The organism is Nocardiopsis protaetiae (genome assembly GCF_045446735.1).
GTDB classification, from domain to species: Bacteria; Actinomycetota; Actinomycetes; order Streptosporangiales; family Streptosporangiaceae; genus Nocardiopsis; species Nocardiopsis protaetiae.
Genome location: NZ_JBJJBV010000001.1, coordinates 35800 through 55934, shown reverse-complemented (window position 1 = coordinate 55934; position 20135 = coordinate 35800). Strand labels below are relative to the sequence as shown.

The window sequence follows — 20135 nt, the reverse complement described above, 5'->3', positions numbered from 1 at the left end:
GGGTGAGGGGACGCGGAGAATCCTCATAAGGGGCAAAAGTGAATACATCCCCCATCAGCGCAAAGACGCACAGGCCCGAGCCCCTGATGACCGTGAACGTTTTCAAGGACCCGTGGAAGATCGGCCCCTACACCATCCAGGGCAGGTACTTCAGTGTCCACGGGACGAGCTTCGGCGCGACCGACCGCTCCCGCCGCTGGTTCACGGTCCAGCGGTTCGACACCTCCCTTCCGCCCTGGTACCTCAGGTCGCTCCGGGAGAACCTGCCGGCGGCACGGCGCATTTCCTCCCCGCGCGTACTGCCGATCGCCGACATGGACCTGGACGCCGCATCCCCCTGGTACGCCCACCCGTACCTGGACGCTCCCCCCATCCAGTTCTCCGACCCCGGCAATCGCCTCCCCGGGACCCCCGCCTCGGAACCGCTCCGGACCCGGCTGGTGGCGCTGGGACTGATCGAGGCGCTCGCCGACATCCACGCCGCGGGACTGGCCCACGGCGACCTGGGCCCCCTCACCGTGTTCCTGGGCGCACGCGGCCCGGTCGTCGCCGACACCGGGGTGGGACCCGGCCCGGTGCGGGCGGTCCGCTGGACGCATGACCCCCGGCTGCCGGAACAGGTCGGCCCGGACGAGGTGCTCCACCCGGCCGACGACGTGTTCGCCTGGGGTGTGCTCGTCACCCTGCTCCACACGAGCAGGAACCCCTACCCGGGGGAGGGCGGCGAGGGGTCGGTCACCAAGGTCGAACAGGGCGAACCCGTGCTGGACGGCCTGCCCGAGGACCTGGTGGAACCCGTCCGCGCCGCCCTGCACCCCGACCGCGACCGGCGCCCGACCGCCGCCGCGCTCCTGGACCGGCTCACCGGCGCCGACGCCGACCCGCGGCTGGACCCGCGGGAGGTGAGCCGCGCCGCGTTCGCGGAACACTGGAGGGCGTCGAGGACCACCTTCGTCAGGTGGGGGAGGCGTGAGCGGCCGCTGGAACACCGCCTGGAGACGTACGTCCTGATCCTGGCGGTGCCCGTCATCGCCATCGGCGCACTGGTGGGCTGGCTCACGGGCTGAGCCCGGCGGGCGGGTGCGCGGCCGCCGGGTTCGCGGGTGTCAGGGGGAGCGGGCGCCGGACACGCGGGTGCCGGGGTGGCGTGTCAGAGCACGGCGAGCCGGTCCACCAGCAGTTCCACCCTCGACTCGGCGTCTCCCGGCGGCAGCCGCCCCGCCCGGGTCAGGGTGGCCAGCCCGTGCAGGGCCGCCCAGAACACCTCGGTGAACAGCCCCGGGTGGACGCCGTCCCCGGCGACCTCGCCAAGGGTCTCCAACAGGGCGGCGAAGGCGTCCTTGAGCGGTTGCGGGGTGTCCGCGTCCGCGAAGGCCAGGCCGCCGTCGAGCTCGAACATGGCGTCGTAGACCGCCGAGTTGTCCGCGGCGAAGGCGAGGTAGGTGCGGGCCAGGGCGGTGACCCGGGCGCGCGGCCCGTCCGCGGCGGAGGTCGCGGCCCGCAGCGCCACGGCCATCTCGGCGGCGCCCTGGAGGGCGACGGCGCCGATGATCTCGCGCTTGCCGCGGAAGTGGCTGTAGAGGACGGGCTGGCTGTATTCGATGCGCTCGGCGAGCCGGCGGGTGGTGACCGCGTCCCAGCCCTGCCGCTCGGCGATGTCGCGGGCCGTCGCCACGATGAGGCGTTCGCGCTCGGCCCGCTCGCGCCGCTTGCGTTCCTGTACCGACATGATCTGATCCTAGCACCGCTAGACAATCAAGCGATGGCAGTACTAGCGTTGCTTTATCGGTTAGCGTTGCTAGATTTTTGGAGGGGTCGCCATGCTCGACGCACTGGAGGTGCTCACCACCGTGATCGTCGGCGTGATGGTGGGCGTGGAGTTCTCCGTCGCCTTCGTCATCAACCGGATCCTCGACGCACTCCCCGAGGACAGCGGCCAACTCGGCCGCTCCCACGGCGGCCGGATGCTCGGCGCCGTGATGCCGGTCTGGTACATCACCTCGCTCGTCCTCGTCGCGCTCTGGGCCATCGCCGCATGGGGCCACGACGGCACCGGCCTCGTCATCACCGCCGGCGCGCTGCTGCTCGTCAGCGTGATCATGTCGGTCCTGCTGCTCGTGCCGATCAACAACCGGGGCAGGACGTGGACCCCGGACGATCGGCCCGCCGACTGGAAGCAGCAGATGAACCGCTGGGACCGGCTCCACTACATCCGCGTCGCCGTCATCATCGCCGCCTTCGCCCTGCTGGTCGCCGCCTGACCCCGGGAGCGGCACGACGGAGCGCCCCCCGCTCGGCGAGGGGCGCTCGGTGGGTCCGGGGCGGTCGGATCAGTCGAAGAGGTCTTCGGCGCGGGTGACGTCGATGGCCTTGTCCACCCAGGAGTACAGGGTGTCGAGGTCGTCGCAGGACTCGATCCGTGCGCGGACGTCGTCGGAGACGGTCAGTCCCCGCTTGTTGAGGATGCGGAGAACGCTGTTGGCGGCAGCCTCCTCACGTCCTTCCTCGCGGCCTTCTTCGCGGCCGATGCCGACGTACTTGCGGGCGAAGTCGCTCTGCCATTCGTAGGTTTCCACGGACATCAAGCCCTCCAGCTCCTTACGAGCCGCCTCGTTGAGGCCGGCCAGCACATAGTCATAGTAGAACGGACGGTTCTTCCCACCGGCGGAATCCAGGGCTTCCACCAGTGCCTTCAACACCCGGGCGTCATGGTCTCCGTGCGCGTGCGCCGACAGCACCGCGAGTTCGGGCAGCGCGCGGGCCTGGGCCGGGTCGACCACGATGGGGGTCTGCTTCGGGCCGATGACCAGCGGGCGCAGCGTGAACCCCGGGTGGCCGAGCTCGATCGGTCGCGCGCACCACCGGGCGGTCGGCTCGTCCGGGCACAGCACCACCAGCACGGCCGGGCACTCCAGTCGGCCGTAGAGGGTGGCCAGGTAGGCGGGCCAGCTGAAGCGCTTGCCGTCGTCGCGGCGGTTCTGGCGCTCCACCACCACGGCCAGGACGGGCCGGTCGCCGTCGCGGAGCAGGACCGCCCCGTCGGCGTTCCACTCCTTGGGGTCGCAGTTGGTCAGCACCGAAGAGGTCAGGACCGCTTCGGTGTGGTGGGGGACCGGGTATCCCAGGGCTTCGCGCAGCAGGACCGGCACCATTTCGGGCCTGTTCTGCACGATCCGCAGTGGGATCTCGTGGGATCGGCTGGGCATCGGGCTCCTTTGTCGTTCGTGGCTGGGTGAGGGAGGGGAGGTGACCGCGGGGCCGAACGCGGGGAAGCCGTCCGGCTCCGCGGCCACCGGCTTCAGCGGGCGGCGGCCGGGAGGGGGAACGCCGCCCAGGTGTGGTGGCCGAGGTCGCCCCACGGGCAGACCGGGCGATATCCCCAGGCTGTGGACAACTCCTCGACCAGCAGCAGGCCGCGGCCGCCCTCGGCGTCGGCCCACTCGTCCGCGGTGCGGGATCGGGGGACGGTCGGGGTCGTGCCGCCGAGGCCGTCGTCGGTGAACCCCAGGCGCAGGAACCCGCCCTGGCGGCGCAGGGTGCGGATGATGTGGCCGCCGTCATGGCCCGAGGCCGAGTACTTGACGCAGTTGGCGAAGATCTCGCTTCCGCAGAGGAGCAGGGTGTCCAGCAGTTCCGCGTCGAGGTTCGGGAGGTCTTCGCACAGGTCACGGCGCATACGGCCGAGGTCGGACAGGGAACCGCGGTAGAGGCGGTGCGGCCACAGGCGCGTGGTCATACCCCCATCTCCAGGCCGCGGCGGGCCTCCTGCGCCTCGCGCTGGGCGACCCAGGTGCGCACCGCCGCCCGCAGGTCGCCCATGTCGGCGGCGACCTCGCGCAGGCTGGGTGCCGGGGGAGCGGGAGGAGCCGGGGCGAGGAGGTCGCCGGGCGGGTGGGGGTCCGGGCGCAGCCGCGGGGCCGGAACGCGGGAGGTCGGGGGGCGCTTGGGCTCGCGTTTGGGCAGCCCGACGGTGCCGGGCGCAGGCACGGGCGCGGATGCGGTCGGGGAGTGGGGTGCGCGGTTCTCCGCCCCGGACCAGCGGGAGAGGCGGGCGAGGGCCTCGGCCTGGGCGCGGTCGGCGGCGTGGTCGGCGCGGCGGCGTTCGTGGTCGGTGTAGTAGGGCCGGACCAGGGGGACGTCGGAGGCGTCGAAGACCGAGGTCGGCGGCGCGAGGCGGGGCCCGGGGTGGGGGCGGGGCCGAGAATGCGGCAGGTGAAGGGTGCTGCGCCGGGCCGGGGGCGGGTTCTCGGCGTAGCGGCGGACGCGCCTGGACCTGCGGCGGAACCCGAAGAGGGTGGGCCGCGTGTGGCGGCCACGGGGAAGGGAGAACAGCGCTCCCACCATGCGCAGGGCACGGCCGAGAAGCGCAGCACTAGACTGGCTCACGCTGGCATTCCTTGGGTTGAAGGTGAAGTTGCCGGCCACGGCCTCGGGCGCTATACAGGCGTCGCGAGGCCACTGCCGTATGAGGACATGTGGCGTTGTTTTCAGGAGCAGGCTATAGCCGAATCGGGGGCGGATGTCGCCTGATCGGGGAGATTTTTCGGGGGCATGTTCGGAACTGTGTTCCCGCAGGTGGGTGGAGTGGTGCGGAGTGTCCGAAGTTCATGAGTATTGGTTGGTTTATGCCCGGAATGTGATTTCTGGGGGTCGGGCAAGAAAAAACGGCCGACCGGCGGGTACCGGTCGGCCGTTAAGCGGGGTTGAAACCTAGGAGGCCCGAGTCTTCACGCTGCGGAGGAACGCGGTCCAGGCGTCGGGGTTGTAGTCGAGGTGGCCCAGGGGGCGGTTCTGGGTGTCACGGACAAGGACGAGAGGCCCTTCGGCGACCTCGACGCAACTGCCTTCACCAGAGCTGTAGCTGCTCTTGTGCCACTTCTCCACGGCGATCCTCTCGCTCGGGCTCAGGCGCGAGTCTTCACGCCCTGGAGGAAGGATGCCCACGCTTCGGCGGAGTAGTCGATGTGTCCGAGGGGGCGGTTCTGGGTGTCCCGGACGAGGACGCTCTGCCCCTCAGCTACCTCCACGCAGCTCCCTTGGCCTGAGCTGTAGCTGCTCTTGTGCCACGGCAGCTGTCCGCGCACTTGCCTGCTCTTCAATGCTTTCCCTGACCTTCCTGACAAATTCAACGCTGGCGCCCATGGACAGTGCCTCGGCTTGCAGGAGCCCAAAGATGGTCATGCACTTCTGCACGGTCTCTTGATCGTCGATGAGCACCTCGCCGCTCGCATACTCGGCGGAGGCCAGCGGCGGGTTGTCGGGGAAGGTGTAGATCCGGAACGGGCCTGCGGTCCCGGGGTGATAGTGGGATCGCGGAGGTGTGACCTGGAAGCGGATCCTGCCTTCCTCGACAAGCTGGAGGACCCAGTCCAACTGGGCGATTTGGGTAGTTTCGTCCCCCATGATGAGGTCTAGGACGAACGCCTCTACCACGATAGACACTAGCGGAGGGTGGTCCCTCATAAGTATCTCTTGCCTCTTTTGCCTCGCCAGTACCATCTCTTCCACCACGGTGGCGCTGGCCCACGGTAGGGAGTCACGGATCGTGGTGCGGGCGTACTCAGGGGTCTGGATCAGGCCGGGAAAGATCTGGGACTGATACTCACGAAGCTCGGTTGATTTCTGCTCCAGCTTCGGGACCTTTTTGTACCAGGGTGGGATGGTTTCGGTCTCCTGGCTTCTCTCCCACGTGCGGACCAGTTGGCCGTTGGCTTGCAGAGCCTGATCGAGGAGGGCCACCTGGTCCTTGCTCATGCCGCGCTTGCCGTTCTCCCAAGCGGACACGTGCGCGGCAACCACGCTGGCGTAAGGCGCGAGCTCCGCCTGGGTCAGCTTGGCCTTGCGACGGAGGGCCTTGAGTTCCTTGCCCACCCTGGCCCATTCGGGCTTGCGGCGATCCGTCATTCGTCACCTGTTCAAGCGAGGGGGGAAACCGGAGATAACCACGATGCAACGCTCTCTCAACCGTCCGCAACCGATTCACCGAAATGTTGTCCCTGTGGTTGATTCGCTGGCCATTCCTCGAACGGCTACCCCATGGTGTTGTCACGAAGGCGCACGGTAACCGAAAGGGTCTTTGTACCCTTCTCGGTTCTTTTGGGTGGTTCTTGGCGTCGTCGGACAACGATGCGGAAGGCGGAAGAACACAAGATGGGATCGGTGACCCGCATGGAACCCCGTCGAGAGCGGCACACGGCCTCCAGTGACGACATCGAGGAAGTGGTGCCGCGGCCTCCCTGTTCCCTGCCGCCGAACAAGGTGCCGCTGCCGCGCCGGACCGTCGACCCGCGCGACCGGGTCGCGATCCTCGTGGACGTCGAGAGCGGGGAGCTGGGGCACTCGATCACTGTTCCGGGCGTCGCCGAGCAGACGGCGGTGCTGCGCCGTCAGCTCTCCGCGCTCGCGCTGCTGCCCGAGGCGCAGACCGACATCCTCCAGGGGCTGGTCAGCGAGTTGTTCACCAACGCCGTTCGGCACACGCGCAGCGGGCTTCCCGGGGGGAGGGTCGCCGTGACACTGCATCGGCTGCGGGGGCGGGTACAGGTCAGGGTGACCGACCAGGGTCCGCGCGGCGACGCCGCGCAGACCCCGCATGTGCGCGAACAGGACCTGGACCGGGAGGGCGGGTTCGGGCTGAGGCTGGTCGCCTTGCAGGCGGACAGGTGGGGAACCCTGTCCGAGGGCGGGCGGACCACGGTGTGGTTCGAGCTGGATCGCGGGTGAGCCCGGCCATGTCCTGGAACCGCGCCGACGACGGCGAACAGTACGAGGTGGCCCGGCGGCTCAACGCCGAGGCGGGTCGAACGTGGACGGTGATGTGGGCCCCGGCCCTGCGCGCGTACGTGGCGTTCTACCAGGGGACCGCCACGGTCCGCTGGCAGAGTGCACCCACGCCGCAGGGGCTGATGGACCGCATGCGCGAGGCCGAACACGGCCTCGAAGCGGGACGGCCACCGACACCCCGCGACACCCCCCGGAACGTCGGTGCCCACCGCCGTCCGGCCTCGCCGCGTACCCCGGCGGACCCCGCCGCCCATGACGACGCGGGCCCGACCACCCCCGGCGGCACCGGTGCCATGCCCACCGCCGACCAGCGCCGCGGCCTGAAAACCCTCCCCCCACCGCCCGAACCCGCTGCCTTTTCGGGCGCCGCAAAGCCCGCATCCGCCGCCGGCCGCCGTTCCCCGAACGCATCTCCCGACACCATTCCCGCCCCCAGCGGCGAGCGCACCGCCCTCGCACACCGCGGCTCCACCCCCACGCCCGCCGCCGACCGCGGCACTAGCCCAGTGCATGCCGACTTCAACCACCAGGCCACGTCCATGGCCGCCGTTGGCCGCGCCGCCCAGGAGGCCGCCCTCGCGCACGCAGCTGGCCGCGCCGCCGCCCAAGAGGCTGCCCGCGTGCCCGCTCTCGCGCATGCCGCAGGTCATGGCGACGCCCGGCCCGCCGCCCTCGCGACCGCACCCATGTCCGTGGGTGCGCATGCCGTCGCCGAGGCCGCCCCCGAGCAGGCGAGCCACACCCTCGCGAGCGCGGCTACGCCCGCCATCGGCCGCAGCGCCACCCCCGAGCCCGTTCCCACCTCCACCGGAGGGCACACCGTCCTTGCCGGAGAACACACCGCCCCCGCACACACGGACCCTGTCCCGCTGAACACGTCCGCGCACGCCACCGGCAGCAACGCCCGGAATGCCGTCCCCGCGCTTGCACGCACCGGCTTCGCCTCTGAGGCCGCACCCGCGCACACCGCTGGCGGTGGCGACGCCTGGGACGCCGACCTCGCGCCCGCACCCACGTTCGCCGTTGGCCGCAGCACAGCCCAGGGCGCCGCCCCTGGTGCAGTTCCCAAGCTCGCCGACGCCGGGACCACATCCGCGCACGCGGGTTCCGACCGCGAGGGTGCACCCGGCCCCGCCGCTGACCACGTCGGTTCCCGGGACGCCGCCTCGGCGCTCACCGGCTTCGGCCGCGAGGATGCACCTGGTTCCGTCGCTGGCCACGATGGCTTCCGGAACGCCGTCCCCGCGCTCACCGGCTTCGCTCGCGAGAAGGCACCCGGCCCCGCCGCTGGCGACGCCGCCCGGGACGCCGCCTCCGTGCCTGCCCTCGCGCCCGCCAATTCCGTGCCCGCACCCACGTTCGCGGGTGAAGGCACCGGCTCCGGCACTGTCTCCGGGCAGGCAGGCACAGGGCCCGAGGGCGTCGTGGCACCCTCGGCTGCGGCCGCGCGCACCGGCGACCGCCCCGACGGTGTTCCTGCGCGTGCCGGTTCCAGGGTCGCGTCCAGGGCGGCACTGCGGCGTGCCGGCCTCGGCGGCGACCCGGACCGTGCCGTCGTCACGGCTCGGCTGCGCGGCCCGCGTAGCGGGCCCCGGGCGGTGGTGATCCCCTGGGAGGAGACGCCGCCGCAGGTGTGGGGCGCCGTCGGGGTCGAAGAGCGCGTGATCGGAGGTTCGGCATCGTGAGGACCGAGCCCGCATCGGTGCACGAGGCACTGCTCATGCTTCAGGAGAGGCGCGACACCACGGCCCGGGGCTCCGTGCACCGGGAGACCGGCACACGAACGACCGGCTGGGAGTGGCCGATCGCGCAGCCCACCCTCGGGGAGGTCATCGCCTCCCTGGAGATGGTCTACGACCTGGCCGAGGGCACCGCGGAGGACACCGAGGCGATCCTTCGCCTCGTGGACACCCTGCGCACCCTTCACACCGAGCCCGCACCTCGTTCCGCCATCGACCACCTCCATCCCGCACGTCGCTGAACCCACCGGCCCCGGCCGGGCCCCGCCCGCGGCGCATCCCTGTTGCTGCCGCTTACTGACCTGGGAGAACGCCTCCTCCCTGTTGCTGCTCGCCACCTCTTTCGGCCGCCGACGTCCACGCGCCGCGCGTCGCTCCGGCGTGCCCGTCACTGACAGACCTCCGGCGCATCCTGACCGTTACCGCGCACTGACCTGGGAGAGCACCTCCTCTCCCGTTGTTGCTCGCTACCTCCTTCGGCCGCCGACTTCCGCGCGCCGTACGTCACCCCGGCGTGCCCACCGCCGCTAGGCCCTCGACGTATCCCGCCGCTACTTGCCACCTCCTTCGGCTCGCCGGTTTCTGTGTGCCGTACGTCGGTTCTGCGTGCCCGCCGACAGGCCTCCGGCGTAGCCCGCCGCTATCGGGCGCTGTTCTGGGAGAGCACCTTTTTCCTCTTGCTGCTCGCCACCTCTTTCGGCCGCCGACGTCCACGCGCTGCGCGTCGCTCCGGTGTGTCCGCCGCCGCGGGCCGCGCGGTGCGGGTGGCCGCGCCCTGCCGGAGGCGCTGCGAGACCGTGGCGTTCCCGGCTTACGGCGTGGGTGGTCGGGTGGTCGACCAGCGGCGGAGTTCGTCGGCCAGGGCGACCGGTGCGTCCAGCTGGATCAGGTGCCCCGCCTCCGGGATGAGGGACAGTGTGCTGCCCGGGATCGCCGCCTGCAGCCGGTGCGCGCGGTCCACCGGGATCCAGGTGTCCTGCGTGCCCCACACGATGTGCACTGGGAACGGCAGCTCCGCCAGGAGCGGCTCCACCTCCTCCGTGAACCGCTCGTCCGCCTGGGCGATCTGCCGGTAGAACGCCGCCTTGCCCTCCTCGCCCAGCCAGGGCCCGACCAGCATGTCGAGGTCCTCGGGCCGCAGCCCCCGGTGGGACGCCCCCGCGATGTAGGCCCGCAGCGCACCCTCGTGCACCGCGTCCGGCAGCTGGGCGAACACCGTCGCGTTCTCCTTGACCAACCGGAAGAACGACGACCCCCACGGCCGCAGCGCCACCACGTCCACCAGGCACAGCGCCAGGTACACGGCGCCGTGCAGCAGCGCCGCCCGCAGCGAGACGGCGCCGCCGTAGTCGTGGGCGATGACGCGCGGCCGGTCCAGCCCCCAGTGGTCCAGGAGCGCCGTGAACGCCTCGCCCTGCACCCCCAGGTCGACCGGGTTCCCCGGATCCTTGCCGGAGGCGCCGTACCCCGGCATGTCCCACACGTACACGGTGAAGTCGCGGGACAGCGCGTCGGCGAACGGCGCCCACAGCCGCGAGGACCACGGCGTGCCGTGGCACAGCACCAGCGGCGGCCCCGCACCCCCGCTCCCCCAGGCGATCCGGTGTCCGTGCCATTCGAATATCTCCGTCAGTTCCATGACTTCAGGGTGCCGGAAGGGAGGGGGCGGAAACGGGTTGTCCACAGGGTGGATTTCAGGGATTTCGGGCCGGGGCGCGGCCTCCTGAAAACGGGTGGACACCGGCACCGGGGCGTCGGATAGATTCGCTGCCATGTCCTCTCCCGAAGCGTCCAGAGACGTGCCGCCGGTCCGCCGGTAGGCACGTGACGCCGCCGACGCGCTCAGCCGTCGGTCGAGATCCAGGCCCCCGTCGCGGGGTCCGTTTCCCCTGCGCTCGTGAACTCCGGCGGTGCCGTGCGCCCGCCGTCCCTTCACACGACGCACTCGGGAGACACCCGTGCCCTTTCTGCTGTACATGCTCGCCCTCGCGGTCTTCGCGCAGGGCACCTCGGAGTTCATGCTCGCCGGGCTGCTGCCCGCCATCTCCGCCGACCTCGGCGTTTCCATTCCCCAGGCGGGGCTGCTGACCTCGTCCTTCGCCGTCGGCATGGTGGTCGGCGCCCCCGCGATGGCCGCGCTGGGCCGACGGTGGCCGCCGCGGTGGACCCTGACCGGGTTCCTCGGCCTGTTCACCGCCGCCCACGTCGTGGGCGCCCTCACCGACGACTTCGCAGTCCTGCTCGCCACCCGGGTGGTCGCGGCGCTGGCCAACGCCGGGTTCCTGGCGGTCGCGCTGGCCGTGGTCGCCGCCGTGGTGCCCACCGGTCTGCGGGCCCGCGGGCTGGCGGTGGTGCTCGGCGGCACCACCCTGGCGCTGGTCGCGGGGGTTCCGCTGGGCGCGGTCCTTGGGGCCGGGTTCGGCTGGCGCGCCGCGCTGTGGGCGGTGGCCGCGGTCTCGGTGCCCGCGCTCATCGCGGTGGCCGCCGCCACCCCGGGCCGGATCGCCGACACCGGACCGCACACGGACCCGGCCCCGGGAGGCGGCGACGAGCCCGTTCCAGGCACCGAGCCGGGCACCGACCCGGACGACCGGCCCCGCGCCGTCGCCCCACGGCTGACCGCCGAGTTCGCGGTGCTCGGCCGCCTCCGGCTCCAGGTCGCGCTGCTGCTCGCCGTGTTCGTCAACGGTGCGACGTTCTGCGTGTTCACCTACCTCGCGCCGCTGGTGACGGACACGGCCGGACTGCCGCCGTCGGTGGTGCCGGCGGTGCTGGCGCTTTTCGGCGCCGGGGCCTTCGCCGGGGTTCGGGTGTCGGGGCGCTTCGCGGACCGGCACTGGCGGCCGCTGCTCGCCTGGGGCGGCTGTTCGCTGCCCCTCGGCTGGGGTGTCCTCGCCGTCGCCGCGGCGCACCCCGTCGCGGTGGTCGCCCTGACCCCGCTCCTGGGAACGCTGTCGTTCGCGGTGGGCGGCACCCTCATCGCCCGCATCATGGCGAACGCGGCGGGGGCGCCCACCATGGGCGGCTCGTTCGCGACGGCGGCCCTCAACCTGGGCGCCGTCGCCGGGCCGGTGCTGGGCGGGATCGCCTACACCGCGACCGGCGCGCGCGGCCCGGTGCTGACGGCGGTGGCGCTGGTGCTCGCCGCCCTCGCGGTGGGCGGGGCCCACACCCTGGCCGCCGCCCGGTCGACAAGGGCACCGGTACCCGACGGCCTCCGCGACTGAGCCGGGGAGCGGCCGCCCGCAGCCTGTGGATAACGCGGTGAGGGCGGGGCCGACGGGCTAGCGTGGATTCGGGGGGAGCGTGCCCCGGCAACAGCGGAACGCAATCCCCCCGAATCCATGGTCCACCCCCGCACCCGCACCCCGCCACCCCCACCTCCCGGCCTGTGGACGACCGGCGCGGGCGGCCGTCCCGGCGGGGCGCGGCCCCGGGAATGTCGGGGGCGGGCGGTACAGTGCGGGGAACGCCGCCGAGTCCGTCGAGGGAGCCATCCATGGCCGGGACCGTCCTCAGCACCCGCGCGCTGAACCGGGCCACACTCGACCGGCAACTCCTCCTCTCCCGCACCGACCTCCCCGTCGCCGACGTGGTCACCCGCCTGGTCGGCCTCCAGGCCCAGACCACCCACACCTGGTACCTCGGCCTGGAGAACCGCATCGAGGGCCTGGACCCGCACAAGGTCGGCAGCATGCTCACCGACGGCGAACTCGTCCGGATCACCCTCATGCGCGGCACCATCCACCTCGTCACCCCGCAGGACTGCCGTTTTCTGCGCCCCACCGTGCAACCCGCCATCGACCGCGGGTTCTCCGGCAGCCGCCACGGCCAGGCCACCCGCGGCATGGACCTCGACGCCATCGCCCGCGCCGGGTACGACCTCCTCCTCGCCCGCCCGATGACCCCGCGCGACCTGGCCGAACGCCTGGCCGAGCAGTGGCCGCAGGTGGACGGCGAGCACCTCGCCCACGCGGTCAAGGACCGGCTCCCCTTCGTCCAGATCCCCCCGCGCGGGGTGTGGGGCGCAGCCGGGGCGCCCGCGTTGGCGCCCGCCGACACCTGGACCGGGCTGGCCATGGACGCCGACCCCGACCCCGAGGGCCTGGTGCTGCGCTACCTGGCGGCGTTCGGGCCGGCCAGTGTCAAGGACGTCCAGGCGTGGTCGTCGCTCACCCGGCTCAAGCCGGTCCTCGACGGCCTGCGCGACCGCCTCGTCGAGCTGCGGGCCGAGGACGGCACCGCCCTGTTCGACCTCCCCGACGCGCCCCGGCCCGGCGAGGACGTCGACGCCCCGGTCCGGTTCCTCTACGACTTCGACAACATCCTGCGCGGCCACGCCGACCGCAGCCGGGTACTGCCGCACGACTACCGGCCCCGGCTGGCCTCCCGCAACGGCATGCCGCCGGGAACGGTCCTGGTGGACGGGTTCGTGCGCGCCTCCTGGAAGGTGGTCCGCCCCAAGGGTGCGGCACCCCACCTGGAGGTCGCCCTGTTCGAGCCGATCACCCCCGCGGACCGCGACGCCGTCGCCGCCGAGGGAGAGCGCACCCTGGCTTTCTTGGAAACCGAGGGGAACGGAATCCGGTTCGTAGAACCCTGATATACCGCGGAATCCGCACCGGTTTCCCGGCCGGCATCACGCGCCCGCTTCGTTGAAGGGTGCCCTGATGTGGACGTATGCATCCGGACCACGGACAATACGGGGTGATATGGAAGGATTCTCGGGTGACTGAAGAGTTCCGTGCCGCGTTCCAACGTGTGCTCGATGCCGCCGCTGAACAAGCGCCCGGGTTTCCCGCGGCCGTGCACGACGTCTTCCGGCTCTCCTCGCAGGTTCCGCAGGAGGAGCTGGCCGTCGCCATGGAGGCGCTGGCCCCCGTGCTGTCCGACTGCGAGTCCGCGGCCAACGTCGCCGCCGACCTCGCGGTCCTGGCCGGCGCACTGGTGGAGGCCGGTGCGCCCGCCGGACAGGTGGGGCTGGAGGTGCTGCGCCAGCTCGGTAGTTACGGGCAGGCCGCGGTCGCGTTCATGCACGCCTGGGACAAGACCGGCGGCGGCGCCCCGCCGCACCCCAGCGAGGTGGGTGAGGCCGAGGAACAGCGGGTCGAGGAGGTCCTGGGCGAGAACGCGCCCCTGGCCACCGTCGGCTGGTGGACCTGCCTGCGGTACGGGCTCGCCGCCAAGGCCATGCTCGGCGACGCCCAGGTGCGGGCGGCCGTGCGCGCCGACTCCGGCGCCCTGGAGGGGCTGAGCCAGATCGTGCACGCCCTCTCCACCCGGCTGCCCGAGTTCACCGAGGTCGGCGAACTCCTGCGGATGGCCGAGGCCGACTCGGTGCTGGTGCTGGACCGCGCCTCCTGGCGGGGGTTCCGGATCCGGTTCGACGGCATCGGCGACAACTTCCAGCTGCACACGCTGCTGGCCGACGCGCTCATCGGCAAGGAGGGGCGGCGGCTGCCCGGCTCCCGCCCGGACCCGCGGTGGACCGCCGCCTGCCTGGACGGCACCGCCGACCCGCTGGCGGACGTGGTGCGCGGCGAATGGGACCTGGTCGGCGGGGACGGGACCTGGGTCGGCAACGAGGCGTGCCCGGCCGACATCCCCGTGGTCGACGGCGAACGGGTGCTGGTGCTCGAACCGCAGACGCTCGCCCACTCGTGGCGGGCGGGGCGGCGCCACGCGCACATCCCGGGCAGCCTGACGATCGCCGAGGAACTGCACCCGGACGAGGCGACCGGGTGGTGGTCGCGCATGCACCCGGCCGGGTCGGTGCGCCACCCGCTGGCGCCCGCCATCGAACACGGGGACACCGGCGCCCACCGGCCGCCCCGGCACTTCGGGGTGGCGGCGCACTTCGAGGAGGTCGACGCGGGGCCGCTGTCGTCGACGTTCCCGGCGCTGGACTCGGAGTCGGACGACGTGCTGGGCGGAGCCCCGCAGGAGGCGCCGGCGGACGGGCCGTGGGCGGAGGCGTACCCGGGGGAAGCGGTGGGGTGGGCGGACGAGCCCGCACCCGCCCCTGCGCCGGAGCCGGAGCCCGCACACGCGCCGGACTCCGTCTCCGACCCCGAACCGTGGCCGCTCGCCGGGCAGGCGTCCGACCCGTGGCCGATCGCCGGGCAGACACCGGAGCCGTGGAGCCCCGCCGAACAGGCGCCCGAACCCCGTGGGTACATCCCGCCCGACGACGGCCGCCCGCCGGGCGCGCACCTGATGCCGCCGCTGCCGCCGGGGGTGTCGGACAGCTGGGCGTGGGCGCCGCGCTGGAAGTGGCCTCCCCCGCCCGGGACCGTGTCCGGCTCCTGAACCCCGCCGCCGACGGGTCGGTGGTGTCGGCGGATGACCCCTCCCCGGCGCTTGGAAGAGGTTGTTCCCGTGAACCCCGGGAACACCCGCTTCCGTCGGCGGATCACGCGCCCCGACACCTCGGAGACGGTGGTTCTCGGCACGTGGACACGGGACGCCGTGTCCGCTGTCGTCCCGCGAACCCCGGGAACACCCGCCCCCACATCGTCTCTGCCTCGGCCCGACCCCGGCGGGTCGCGTCGCGCGACGCCGACGGCGGCGGGGTCAGGTCGCCGACTCCCGGCGGTGGGCGTCGGGGTGGGGGACCGTCCGGTAGACGGTCACCGAGAACAGCGCCAGCCACGTCCACCCCGTGAGCACCGCCAGCCACAGCCCGGCCACCCCGCCGGGGACCGTGGCCAGGGCCGCGCCGGAGAAGAACCCGCCCACGATCAGGACGGCGGCGACGATCGACCACACGGCCTCCCGCCGCCGACCGGCGGCGCGCGCCCACACCGACCCGGCCACCGCCGCCCCCGCCAGCGCGAGGAACCCCACCGCGCCCAGGGCCAGGTGCGCGATCCCGCTCGCGCCGGGTGTCTCCGGCACGGCCGCCCCGACGGGGAAACCGGCCATCGGATCGGGCACGAACACCCCGCTGAGCAGCACGCACAGGCCGTAGACGGTGAGCAGGGCGACCGTGGCGCGGGCGCCCCGCGCCCCCTTCAACGCCCGGTGCACCCCCAGCGCCGCGACACAGACCATCAGCCCGGACAGCACCAGGTTGGCGATCTGGATCCACCCGGTGCCGCCCAGGGTGAGCAGGCTCAGCGGGTGCCGGGCGAAGTCGAAGCCGTCGCGCAGCAGCGCGTGCACCACCCCGACGACCAGGTAAAAGGGCCCGACGAGCACGCCGTAGCCGAGCAGGGAGCGGGTCACGGCGGCGGCACGGTCGAAGCCGCCGTCCGCCCCGGTGGATTCCGCGGTCATGTCGTATCACCCTCCGCCAGACGGGTGCACGAGGACTCCGCTGATCTGATGCACCCTTCGGTGCACTATTGCACTCAGTGGTGCAAGAGTGCAATAGAGAGGGATAGGGTGGCCCCATGGACGCCCCGGACACCAGGACCCCGCGCCCCGATCCGCGTATCACCCGCTCCCGGGAGGCGATCCTGGCCGCCGCGGCCGACCTCTTCTACGCCGACGGCTATGCGAACACCAGCATCGAGGGCATTGCCGCGCGCGCCGGGGTCGCCAAGCGCACCGTCTACAACGTCTTCGCCGACAAGGAATCGCTCTTCCGCAGCCTGCTGGCCACGTCCATCGACACCGCCACGGGGTTCGCCCGCCGGGCCACCGACGAGCTTGAGCACGCGGACACCCCCGAGGCCGCCCGCGACGCCCTGCTCACGGTCGGCCGACGGTTGGCCGCCACCATCGCCGACGGGCGCATCATTCCCTTGCGCCGCCTGCTCATCACCGAGGCGAGCCGCTTCCCGGACTTGGCCTCGCAGTACTACTTCGCCGCACCCGGACTGGTCATGTCCTCCATCGCCCAAAGCCTGGAACGCTTCCACCGGCTCGGCTGGGTGCAGGCCACGGATCCGTCCCGGGCCGCCGAACACTTCGCGTTCCTCGTCCTCGGATTCACCATGGACTCCGCCCTCTTCGACCCCCTGGGCCGCCCCGGCGACGCCGGGGACATCGACCGCCGGGCTGTCGACGGCGTGAACGCCTTCCTGCGCGCCTACGCCCCGCACCCCTCCTGACGCACTCGTTCCCGGGCTCCCCGGCCGGGGAATACGCAGGTGAACGGCCCTGGTTCTGCTGATCGAACGGCGCGGTGACCGTGGTCGCCCACAGGGAGCACGGACCCGACTAGGCTGGCGTTCGGCAATCCGACACCCCGGCAGGCCGACCGCGCTGGGTGAGTCACGAGCACACTCAAGGAGATCCCGTCATGGGGCAGCGACACTTCGATCTGGTCGTTCTCGGCGCGGGCCCGGGCGGCTACGTCGCCGCGATCCGGGCCGCCCAGCTCGGCCTCAAAACCGCCGTCATCGAGGAGAAGTACTGGGGCGGCGTCTGCCTCAACGTGGGCTGCATCCCCTCCAAGGCCCTGCTGCGCAACGCCGAGCTGGCCCACCTCTTCACCAACGAGGCCGACTTCTTCGGCATCAAGGTCGACGGCAAGGTCGAGTTCGACTACGGCAAGGCGTTCAGCCGCAGCCGCGAGGTCGCGGACGGCCGCGTCAAGGGCGTCCACTTCCTCATGAAGAAGAACAAGATCGCCGAGATCGACGGCCGCGGCACCTTCGTCGACGACCACACCATCGAGGTCGCGGGCAACGACGGCTCCAGCGAGACCGTCACCTTCGACCACGCGGTGATCGCCGCCGGCTCCTCCACCAAGCTGCTGCCCGGCACGCAGCTGTCCGAGCGGGTCGTCACCTACGAGGAGCAGATCCTCGAATCGGAGCTGCCCGGCAGCATCATCATCGCCGGCGCGGGCGCCATCGGCGTCGAGTTCGCCTACGTCCTGGCCAACTACGGCGTGGACGTCACCATCGTCGAGTTCCTCGACCGCATCGTCCCCCTGGAGGACGAAGAGGTCTCCAAGGAGCTCTCCCGCGCCTACAAGAAGCTCGGCGTCAAGGTCCTCACCTCCACCCGGGTGGAGAGCGTCGAGGACACCGGCGGCAACGTCAAGGTCACCGTCACCACGACGGAGGGGAAGCAGCAGGTCCTGGAGGCCGACAAGCTGCTCCAGGCCATCGGGTTCGCGCCCAACGTCGAGGGCTACGGCCTGGAGAAGACCGGTGTGGAGCTCACCGACCGGGGCGCCATCGCCATCGACGGCCGGGGCCGCACCAACGTGCCGAACATCTTCGCGATCGGCGACGTCACCGCCAAGCTGATGCTGGCGCACACCGCCGAGGCCATGGGCATCGTCGCGGTGGAGACCATCGCCGGGGCCGAGACCCAGGAGATCGACTACAAGTTCATCCCGCGCGCCACCTACTGCCAGCCGCAGATCGCGAGCTTCGGCTACACCGAGAACGAGGCCCGCGAGGCCGGGTTCGACGTGCAGGTCGCCAAGTTCCCGTTCATGGCCAACGGCAAGGCGCACGGCATCGGCGACAGCCGCGGGTTCGTCAAGGTCCTCTCCGACGCCAAGTACGGGGAGATCCTGGGCGCCCACATGATCGGCCCCGACGTCACGGAGCTGCTGCCGGAGCTGACCCTGGCCCAGCAGTGGGACCTGACCGTCCACGAGGTGTCGCGCAACATCCACGCCCACCCGACGCTGAGCGAGGCCGTCAAGGAGGCCGTGCACGGGCTGTCCGGGCACATGATCAACTTCTAGCCGGCCGCCGGGGCCCGCCCCCGTGCGGGTGGTGGGCAGTGGACGGCGGACAGCAGGCGGAGCGGAGGGCGTCGCGGGTCGGTGGACCGGCCGCGGCGCCCTTCGCCGTGTTCCCGGGATCCCGGGGCGGACCGCTCCGCGGAGGGCGGAGCGGAGGGCCGGGCGGAGGCGGTGTGGCCGGGTCCGGCGGCGGAGCGTCGGCAGACTTGCTAAGTTTCCCTGTGTCCCCCGCCGGAACCGTCCCCTTTCGTCCGGCGCCCTTCCGAACATCGAGAGCCACCCATGCGACTGATCCCGTCCTCCCCCCTGTCGTGCCTGGGCACGGCCGCCGTCGCCGCCGTGATCGGCGGATTCGTCCTGGTCGGCTGTGACGTCGTCGAGTTCGACGAGTTCGACACGGACTTCACCCTCTTCTCCGGGGACGGGGAGGAGGCGTCCCCGAGTCCGGAGGCGAGTGCCAGCCCGAGCCCGGAGGACGAGGAGGGGGAAGAGGAGACCGCGCAGTACGTGCTGCCCGCGTCGTGCGCGGAGGCCGGCGCCGCCGAGGTCGTCGGGGACCTCGCCCCGGGGACCGTGCTGGCGGAGGACCGCGGCGAGGTCGAGGGGTTCGCCGACGCCGAGCAGCTGACCTGCTCGTTCAGCGACGGCACCGGGACCCCGGGCACGGCCACGTTCACGCTGGTGTTCACCCTCAACGTCGACCCGAGCCTGAGCCCCGACGTGGTGGCGGTGCCGGGCGCCGAGGAGGAGATGAACTGGGAGGTGGACATCGACGTGGACGTCGACACCTACCACACGGACGAGGCCGACTCCCTGGGCGGCGACCTGGAGTACGTGGGCACGGTGGACGGCAGCACCCGCCACCTGTACCTGTCGCTGCCGGGCGAGCTGTACGTGACCGCGATCGCCTACGGCGAGGAGGTGCCGCGCGAGGACCTGGAGCGCGTGGTGATGCTGGCCGCGGAGCGGGTGCGCGGCTGACCCCGGCCCCTCGGGGGCACCGGAGCCCGCCGGGACGAACGGAGCCCGCTGGGGCCCCGGAACCTGCGGGGACGCCCGGAGTACGGAGCCAGGAACACGGACGTTGAGGCCGTCGGCACACCGCCGACGGCCTCCGCCGTTCCCGGGGTGACATGTGTGTCCGGTGGTCCGGTGTGGCCGCAGGGGAGTGACCTTTGGCGCAATGTGACATTGCACCGGTGCGGGTGGGCGGAGAGTTCGGCGTTCCCCAGGGCGGGGCGGGTCAGCGGAGGAGGTCGGGGAGGCCTCCGGCGAGGGCGTGCAGGCAGCGGGCGGCCAGGGCGGCGGGGCCGTCCTCGCCGCCGGGCGGGGCGTCCCCGGCGGACCAGGTCTCCATGGACAGGCGGATGGCGTCGGTGACGGCTGCCGCCGCCAGGCGCACCGCCAGGTCCTCGTCCGGGCGGCCGGTGGCCGCCGCCAGCAGCGGCACCAGGCGTTCCTCCGAATCCTGGTTGACCCGGTACCAGACGGCCCGCAGGGTGGCGTCCTCCCGGGCGGCGCGCAGCAGGGCGCGCGTCCACTCCAGGGCGCGCTCCTCCTCCGGCCCCTCGGGCGTCAGCGCGTCCACGACGGACCGCTCCACGGCCTCGGGCAGCCCCGGGGCCGGTCCGCCGTCGCCGGGTTCCTCCAGGGCGGCCAGCGCGTCCCGCCAGCGCTGCGCACCGGTGCTGAGCAGCGGCGCGACGGCGTCCTGCTTGGTGCGGAAGTACCGGTAGAACGTGCGCAGCGCCACCCCGGCGGCATCGGCGATGTCCTCGGCGGTGGTGTTGTCGACGCCGCGCTCGGCGAAGAGCCGGGCGGCGGCCCGGGCGATCTCCACCTGTGTCGCGGCCTTGCGGCGGGCGGTGAGGGAGGAGCGGGGCCCCTCGGTTTCTGCGGTGACCATCGCGCTCGATCTTAGGTCCCCAGGTGGCGGCATAAAAAGTCCATATGGCATG

General features: G+C 72.3%; 21 protein-coding genes. 11 read left to right on the top strand and 10 right to left on the bottom strand.

Annotated features, from left to right (window positions below; all coding sequences use genetic code 11):
* Nucleotides 1-86: 86 nt before the first annotated feature.
* Nucleotides 87-1067 (top strand): protein kinase family protein, encoded by a 981-nt coding sequence (locus ACJOT3_RS00250; protein WP_406967436.1) that lies wholly within the window; start codon nt 87-89, stop codon nt 1065-1067.
* 83 nt (nt 1068-1150) lie between these two features.
* On the opposite strand, the gene ACJOT3_RS00245 is transcribed toward ACJOT3_RS00250, so the two are convergent.
* Nucleotides 1151-1729 (bottom strand): TetR/AcrR family transcriptional regulator, encoded by a 579-nt coding sequence (locus ACJOT3_RS00245; protein WP_406967434.1) that lies wholly within the window; start codon nt 1727-1729, stop codon nt 1151-1153.
* Nucleotides 1730-1820: 91 nt separating this feature from the next.
* On the opposite strand from ACJOT3_RS00245, the gene ACJOT3_RS00240 reads away from it, so the two are divergent.
* Nucleotides 1821-2261 (top strand): anthrone oxygenase family protein, encoded by a 441-nt coding sequence (locus ACJOT3_RS00240; protein WP_406967432.1) that lies wholly within the window; start codon nt 1821-1823, stop codon nt 2259-2261.
* A gap of 69 nt (nt 2262-2330) precedes the next feature.
* On the opposite strand, the gene ACJOT3_RS00235 is transcribed toward ACJOT3_RS00240, so the two are convergent.
* The 6 genes from ACJOT3_RS00235 to ACJOT3_RS00210 all read right to left on the bottom strand — a co-directional run bounded on the left by ACJOT3_RS00235 (nt 2331) and on the right by ACJOT3_RS00210 (nt 5904).
* Nucleotides 2331-3206, bottom strand: coding sequence for a hypothetical protein (locus tag ACJOT3_RS00235; protein WP_406967430.1), 876 nt, complete (start codon nt 3204-3206; stop codon nt 2331-2333).
* Between the two features lie 92 nt (nt 3207-3298).
* Entirely contained in the window at nt 3299-3736 is a 438-nt protein-coding gene (locus ACJOT3_RS00230; protein WP_406967428.1) for an ATP-binding protein, read from the bottom strand.
* A complete protein-coding gene (locus tag ACJOT3_RS00225) occupies nt 3733-4386 on the bottom strand; it encodes a hypothetical protein (RefSeq protein ID WP_406967426.1) in 654 nt (217 codons plus the stop codon). The genes ACJOT3_RS00230 and ACJOT3_RS00225 overlap by 4 nt, the downstream gene beginning before the upstream one ends.
* A 324-nt stretch (nt 4387-4710) precedes the next feature.
* Nucleotides 4711-4884 (bottom strand): DUF397 domain-containing protein, encoded by a 174-nt coding sequence (locus ACJOT3_RS00220; RefSeq protein WP_406967424.1) that lies wholly within the window; start codon nt 4882-4884, stop codon nt 4711-4713.
* A gap of 20 nt (nt 4885-4904) precedes the next feature.
* Nucleotides 4905-5027 carry a DUF397 domain-containing protein gene (locus tag ACJOT3_RS00215; RefSeq protein WP_406967422.1) on the bottom strand — a complete coding sequence of 41 codons (123 nt, stop codon included), beginning with the start codon at nt 5025-5027 and terminating at the stop codon, nt 4905-4907.
* Nucleotides 5014-5904 carry a helix-turn-helix domain-containing protein gene (locus ACJOT3_RS00210; RefSeq protein WP_406967420.1) on the bottom strand — a complete coding sequence of 297 codons (891 nt, stop codon included), beginning with the start codon at nt 5902-5904 and terminating at the stop codon, nt 5014-5016. Before ACJOT3_RS00210 ends, ACJOT3_RS00215 begins: the two co-directional genes overlap by 14 nt.
* A 264-nt stretch (nt 5905-6168) precedes the next feature.
* On the opposite strand from ACJOT3_RS00210, the gene ACJOT3_RS00205 reads away from it, so the two are divergent.
* Genes ACJOT3_RS00205 through ACJOT3_RS00195 form a run of 3 tightly spaced genes read left to right on the top strand, consistent with a single transcriptional unit; the run spans nt 6169 to nt 8764 of the window.
* Nucleotides 6169-6723: an ATP-binding protein gene (locus tag ACJOT3_RS00205; RefSeq protein ID WP_406967418.1), complete on the top strand. Its 555-nt coding sequence runs from the start codon at nt 6169-6171 to the stop codon at nt 6721-6723.
* Between the two features lie 8 nt (nt 6724-6731).
* Nucleotides 6732-8468, top strand: coding sequence for a hypothetical protein (locus ACJOT3_RS00200; protein WP_406967416.1), 1737 nt, complete (start codon nt 6732-6734; stop codon nt 8466-8468).
* A complete protein-coding gene (locus tag ACJOT3_RS00195; protein WP_406967414.1) occupies nt 8465-8764 on the top strand; it encodes a hypothetical protein in 300 nt (99 codons plus the stop codon). Before ACJOT3_RS00200 ends, ACJOT3_RS00195 begins: the two co-directional genes overlap by 4 nt.
* A 569-nt stretch (nt 8765-9333) precedes the next feature.
* Here the strand turns inward: ACJOT3_RS00195 and ACJOT3_RS00190 are convergent.
* Nucleotides 9334-10161 carry an alpha/beta fold hydrolase gene (locus ACJOT3_RS00190; RefSeq protein WP_406967412.1) on the bottom strand — a complete coding sequence of 276 codons (828 nt, stop codon included), beginning with the start codon at nt 10159-10161 and terminating at the stop codon, nt 9334-9336.
* Between the two features lie 319 nt (nt 10162-10480).
* Here ACJOT3_RS00190 and ACJOT3_RS00185 point away from each other — a divergent pair, with 319 nt between their 5' ends.
* The 3 genes from ACJOT3_RS00185 (at nt 10481) to ACJOT3_RS00175 (ending at nt 14831) form a co-directional block, all read left to right on the top strand.
* Complete coding sequence (locus ACJOT3_RS00185; RefSeq protein ID WP_406967410.1) at nt 10481-11749, top strand: MFS transporter; 1269 nt, start codon at nt 10481-10483, stop codon at nt 11747-11749.
* Nucleotides 11750-12021: 272 nt separating this feature from the next.
* The gene (locus ACJOT3_RS00180) at nt 12022-13125 is read left to right on the top strand and encodes a winged helix DNA-binding domain-containing protein (protein ID WP_406967408.1); all 1104 of its coding nucleotides are present in this window, start codon (nt 12022-12024) and stop codon (nt 13123-13125) included.
* Nucleotides 13126-13250: 125 nt separating this feature from the next.
* Nucleotides 13251-14831 (top strand): hypothetical protein, encoded by a 1581-nt coding sequence (locus ACJOT3_RS00175; protein WP_406967407.1) that lies wholly within the window; start codon nt 13251-13253, stop codon nt 14829-14831.
* A gap of 264 nt (nt 14832-15095) precedes the next feature.
* Here the strand turns inward: ACJOT3_RS00175 and ACJOT3_RS00170 are convergent, their stop codons facing one another.
* Complete coding sequence (locus ACJOT3_RS00170; RefSeq protein ID WP_406967405.1) at nt 15096-15800, bottom strand: DUF998 domain-containing protein; 705 nt, start codon at nt 15798-15800, stop codon at nt 15096-15098.
* 116 nt (nt 15801-15916) lie between these two features.
* On the opposite strand from ACJOT3_RS00170, the gene ACJOT3_RS00165 reads away from it, so the two are divergent.
* From ACJOT3_RS00165 to ACJOT3_RS00155, 3 genes are all read left to right on the top strand, one after another.
* A complete protein-coding gene (locus ACJOT3_RS00165; protein WP_406967403.1) occupies nt 15917-16579 on the top strand; it encodes a TetR/AcrR family transcriptional regulator in 663 nt (220 codons plus the stop codon).
* Between the two features lie 191 nt (nt 16580-16770).
* A complete protein-coding gene (gene lpdA / locus ACJOT3_RS00160) occupies nt 16771-18177 on the top strand; it encodes a dihydrolipoyl dehydrogenase (RefSeq protein ID WP_406967401.1) in 1407 nt (468 codons plus the stop codon).
* 282 nt (nt 18178-18459) lie between these two features.
* Nucleotides 18460-19158: a hypothetical protein gene (locus ACJOT3_RS00155; RefSeq protein WP_406967399.1), complete on the top strand. Its 699-nt coding sequence runs from the start codon at nt 18460-18462 to the stop codon at nt 19156-19158.
* Between the two features lie 262 nt (nt 19159-19420).
* Here the strand turns inward: ACJOT3_RS00155 and ACJOT3_RS00150 are convergent, their stop codons facing one another.
* Nucleotides 19421-20083: a TetR/AcrR family transcriptional regulator gene (locus ACJOT3_RS00150; protein ID WP_406967397.1), complete on the bottom strand. Its 663-nt coding sequence runs from the start codon at nt 20081-20083 to the stop codon at nt 19421-19423.
* Nucleotides 20084-20135 lie beyond the last annotated feature (52 nt).

Bases quoted from the DNA above. Each gene is read 5' to 3' on its own strand.
- ACJOT3_RS00250 (WP_406967436.1), top strand. From the start codon at position 87: ATGACCGTGAACGTTTTCAAGGACCCGTGGAAGATCGGCCCCTACACC.
- ACJOT3_RS00245 (WP_406967434.1), bottom strand. From the start codon at position 1,729: ATGTCGGTACAGGAACGCAAGCGGCGCGAGCGGGCCGAGCGCGAACGC.
- ACJOT3_RS00240 (WP_406967432.1), top strand. From the start codon at position 1,821: ATGCTCGACGCACTGGAGGTGCTCACCACCGTGATCGTCGGCGTGATG.
- ACJOT3_RS00235 (WP_406967430.1), bottom strand. From the start codon at position 3,206: ATGCCCAGCCGATCCCACGAGATCCCACTGCGGATCGTGCAGAACAGG.
- ACJOT3_RS00230 (WP_406967428.1), bottom strand. From the start codon at position 3,736: ATGACCACGCGCCTGTGGCCGCACCGCCTCTACCGCGGTTCCCTGTCC.
- ACJOT3_RS00210 (WP_406967420.1), bottom strand. From the start codon at position 5,904: ATGACGGATCGCCGCAAGCCCGAATGGGCCAGGGTGGGCAAGGAACTC.
- ACJOT3_RS00205 (WP_406967418.1), top strand. From the start codon at position 6,169: ATGGAACCCCGTCGAGAGCGGCACACGGCCTCCAGTGACGACATCGAG.
- ACJOT3_RS00200 (WP_406967416.1), top strand. From the start codon at position 6,732: ATGTCCTGGAACCGCGCCGACGACGGCGAACAGTACGAGGTGGCCCGG.
- ACJOT3_RS00190 (WP_406967412.1), bottom strand. From the start codon at position 10,161: ATGGAACTGACGGAGATATTCGAATGGCACGGACACCGGATCGCCTGG.
- ACJOT3_RS00180 (WP_406967408.1), top strand. From the start codon at position 12,022: ATGGCCGGGACCGTCCTCAGCACCCGCGCGCTGAACCGGGCCACACTC.
- ACJOT3_RS00170 (WP_406967405.1), bottom strand. From the start codon at position 15,800: ATGACCGCGGAATCCACCGGGGCGGACGGCGGCTTCGACCGTGCCGCC.
- ACJOT3_RS00165 (WP_406967403.1), top strand. From the start codon at position 15,917: ATGGACGCCCCGGACACCAGGACCCCGCGCCCCGATCCGCGTATCACC.
- lpdA (WP_406967401.1), top strand. From the start codon at position 16,771: ATGGGGCAGCGACACTTCGATCTGGTCGTTCTCGGCGCGGGCCCGGGC.
- ACJOT3_RS00155 (WP_406967399.1), top strand. From the start codon at position 18,460: ATGCGACTGATCCCGTCCTCCCCCCTGTCGTGCCTGGGCACGGCCGCC.
- ACJOT3_RS00150 (WP_406967397.1), bottom strand. From the start codon at position 20,083: ATGGTCACCGCAGAAACCGAGGGGCCCCGCTCCTCCCTCACCGCCCGC.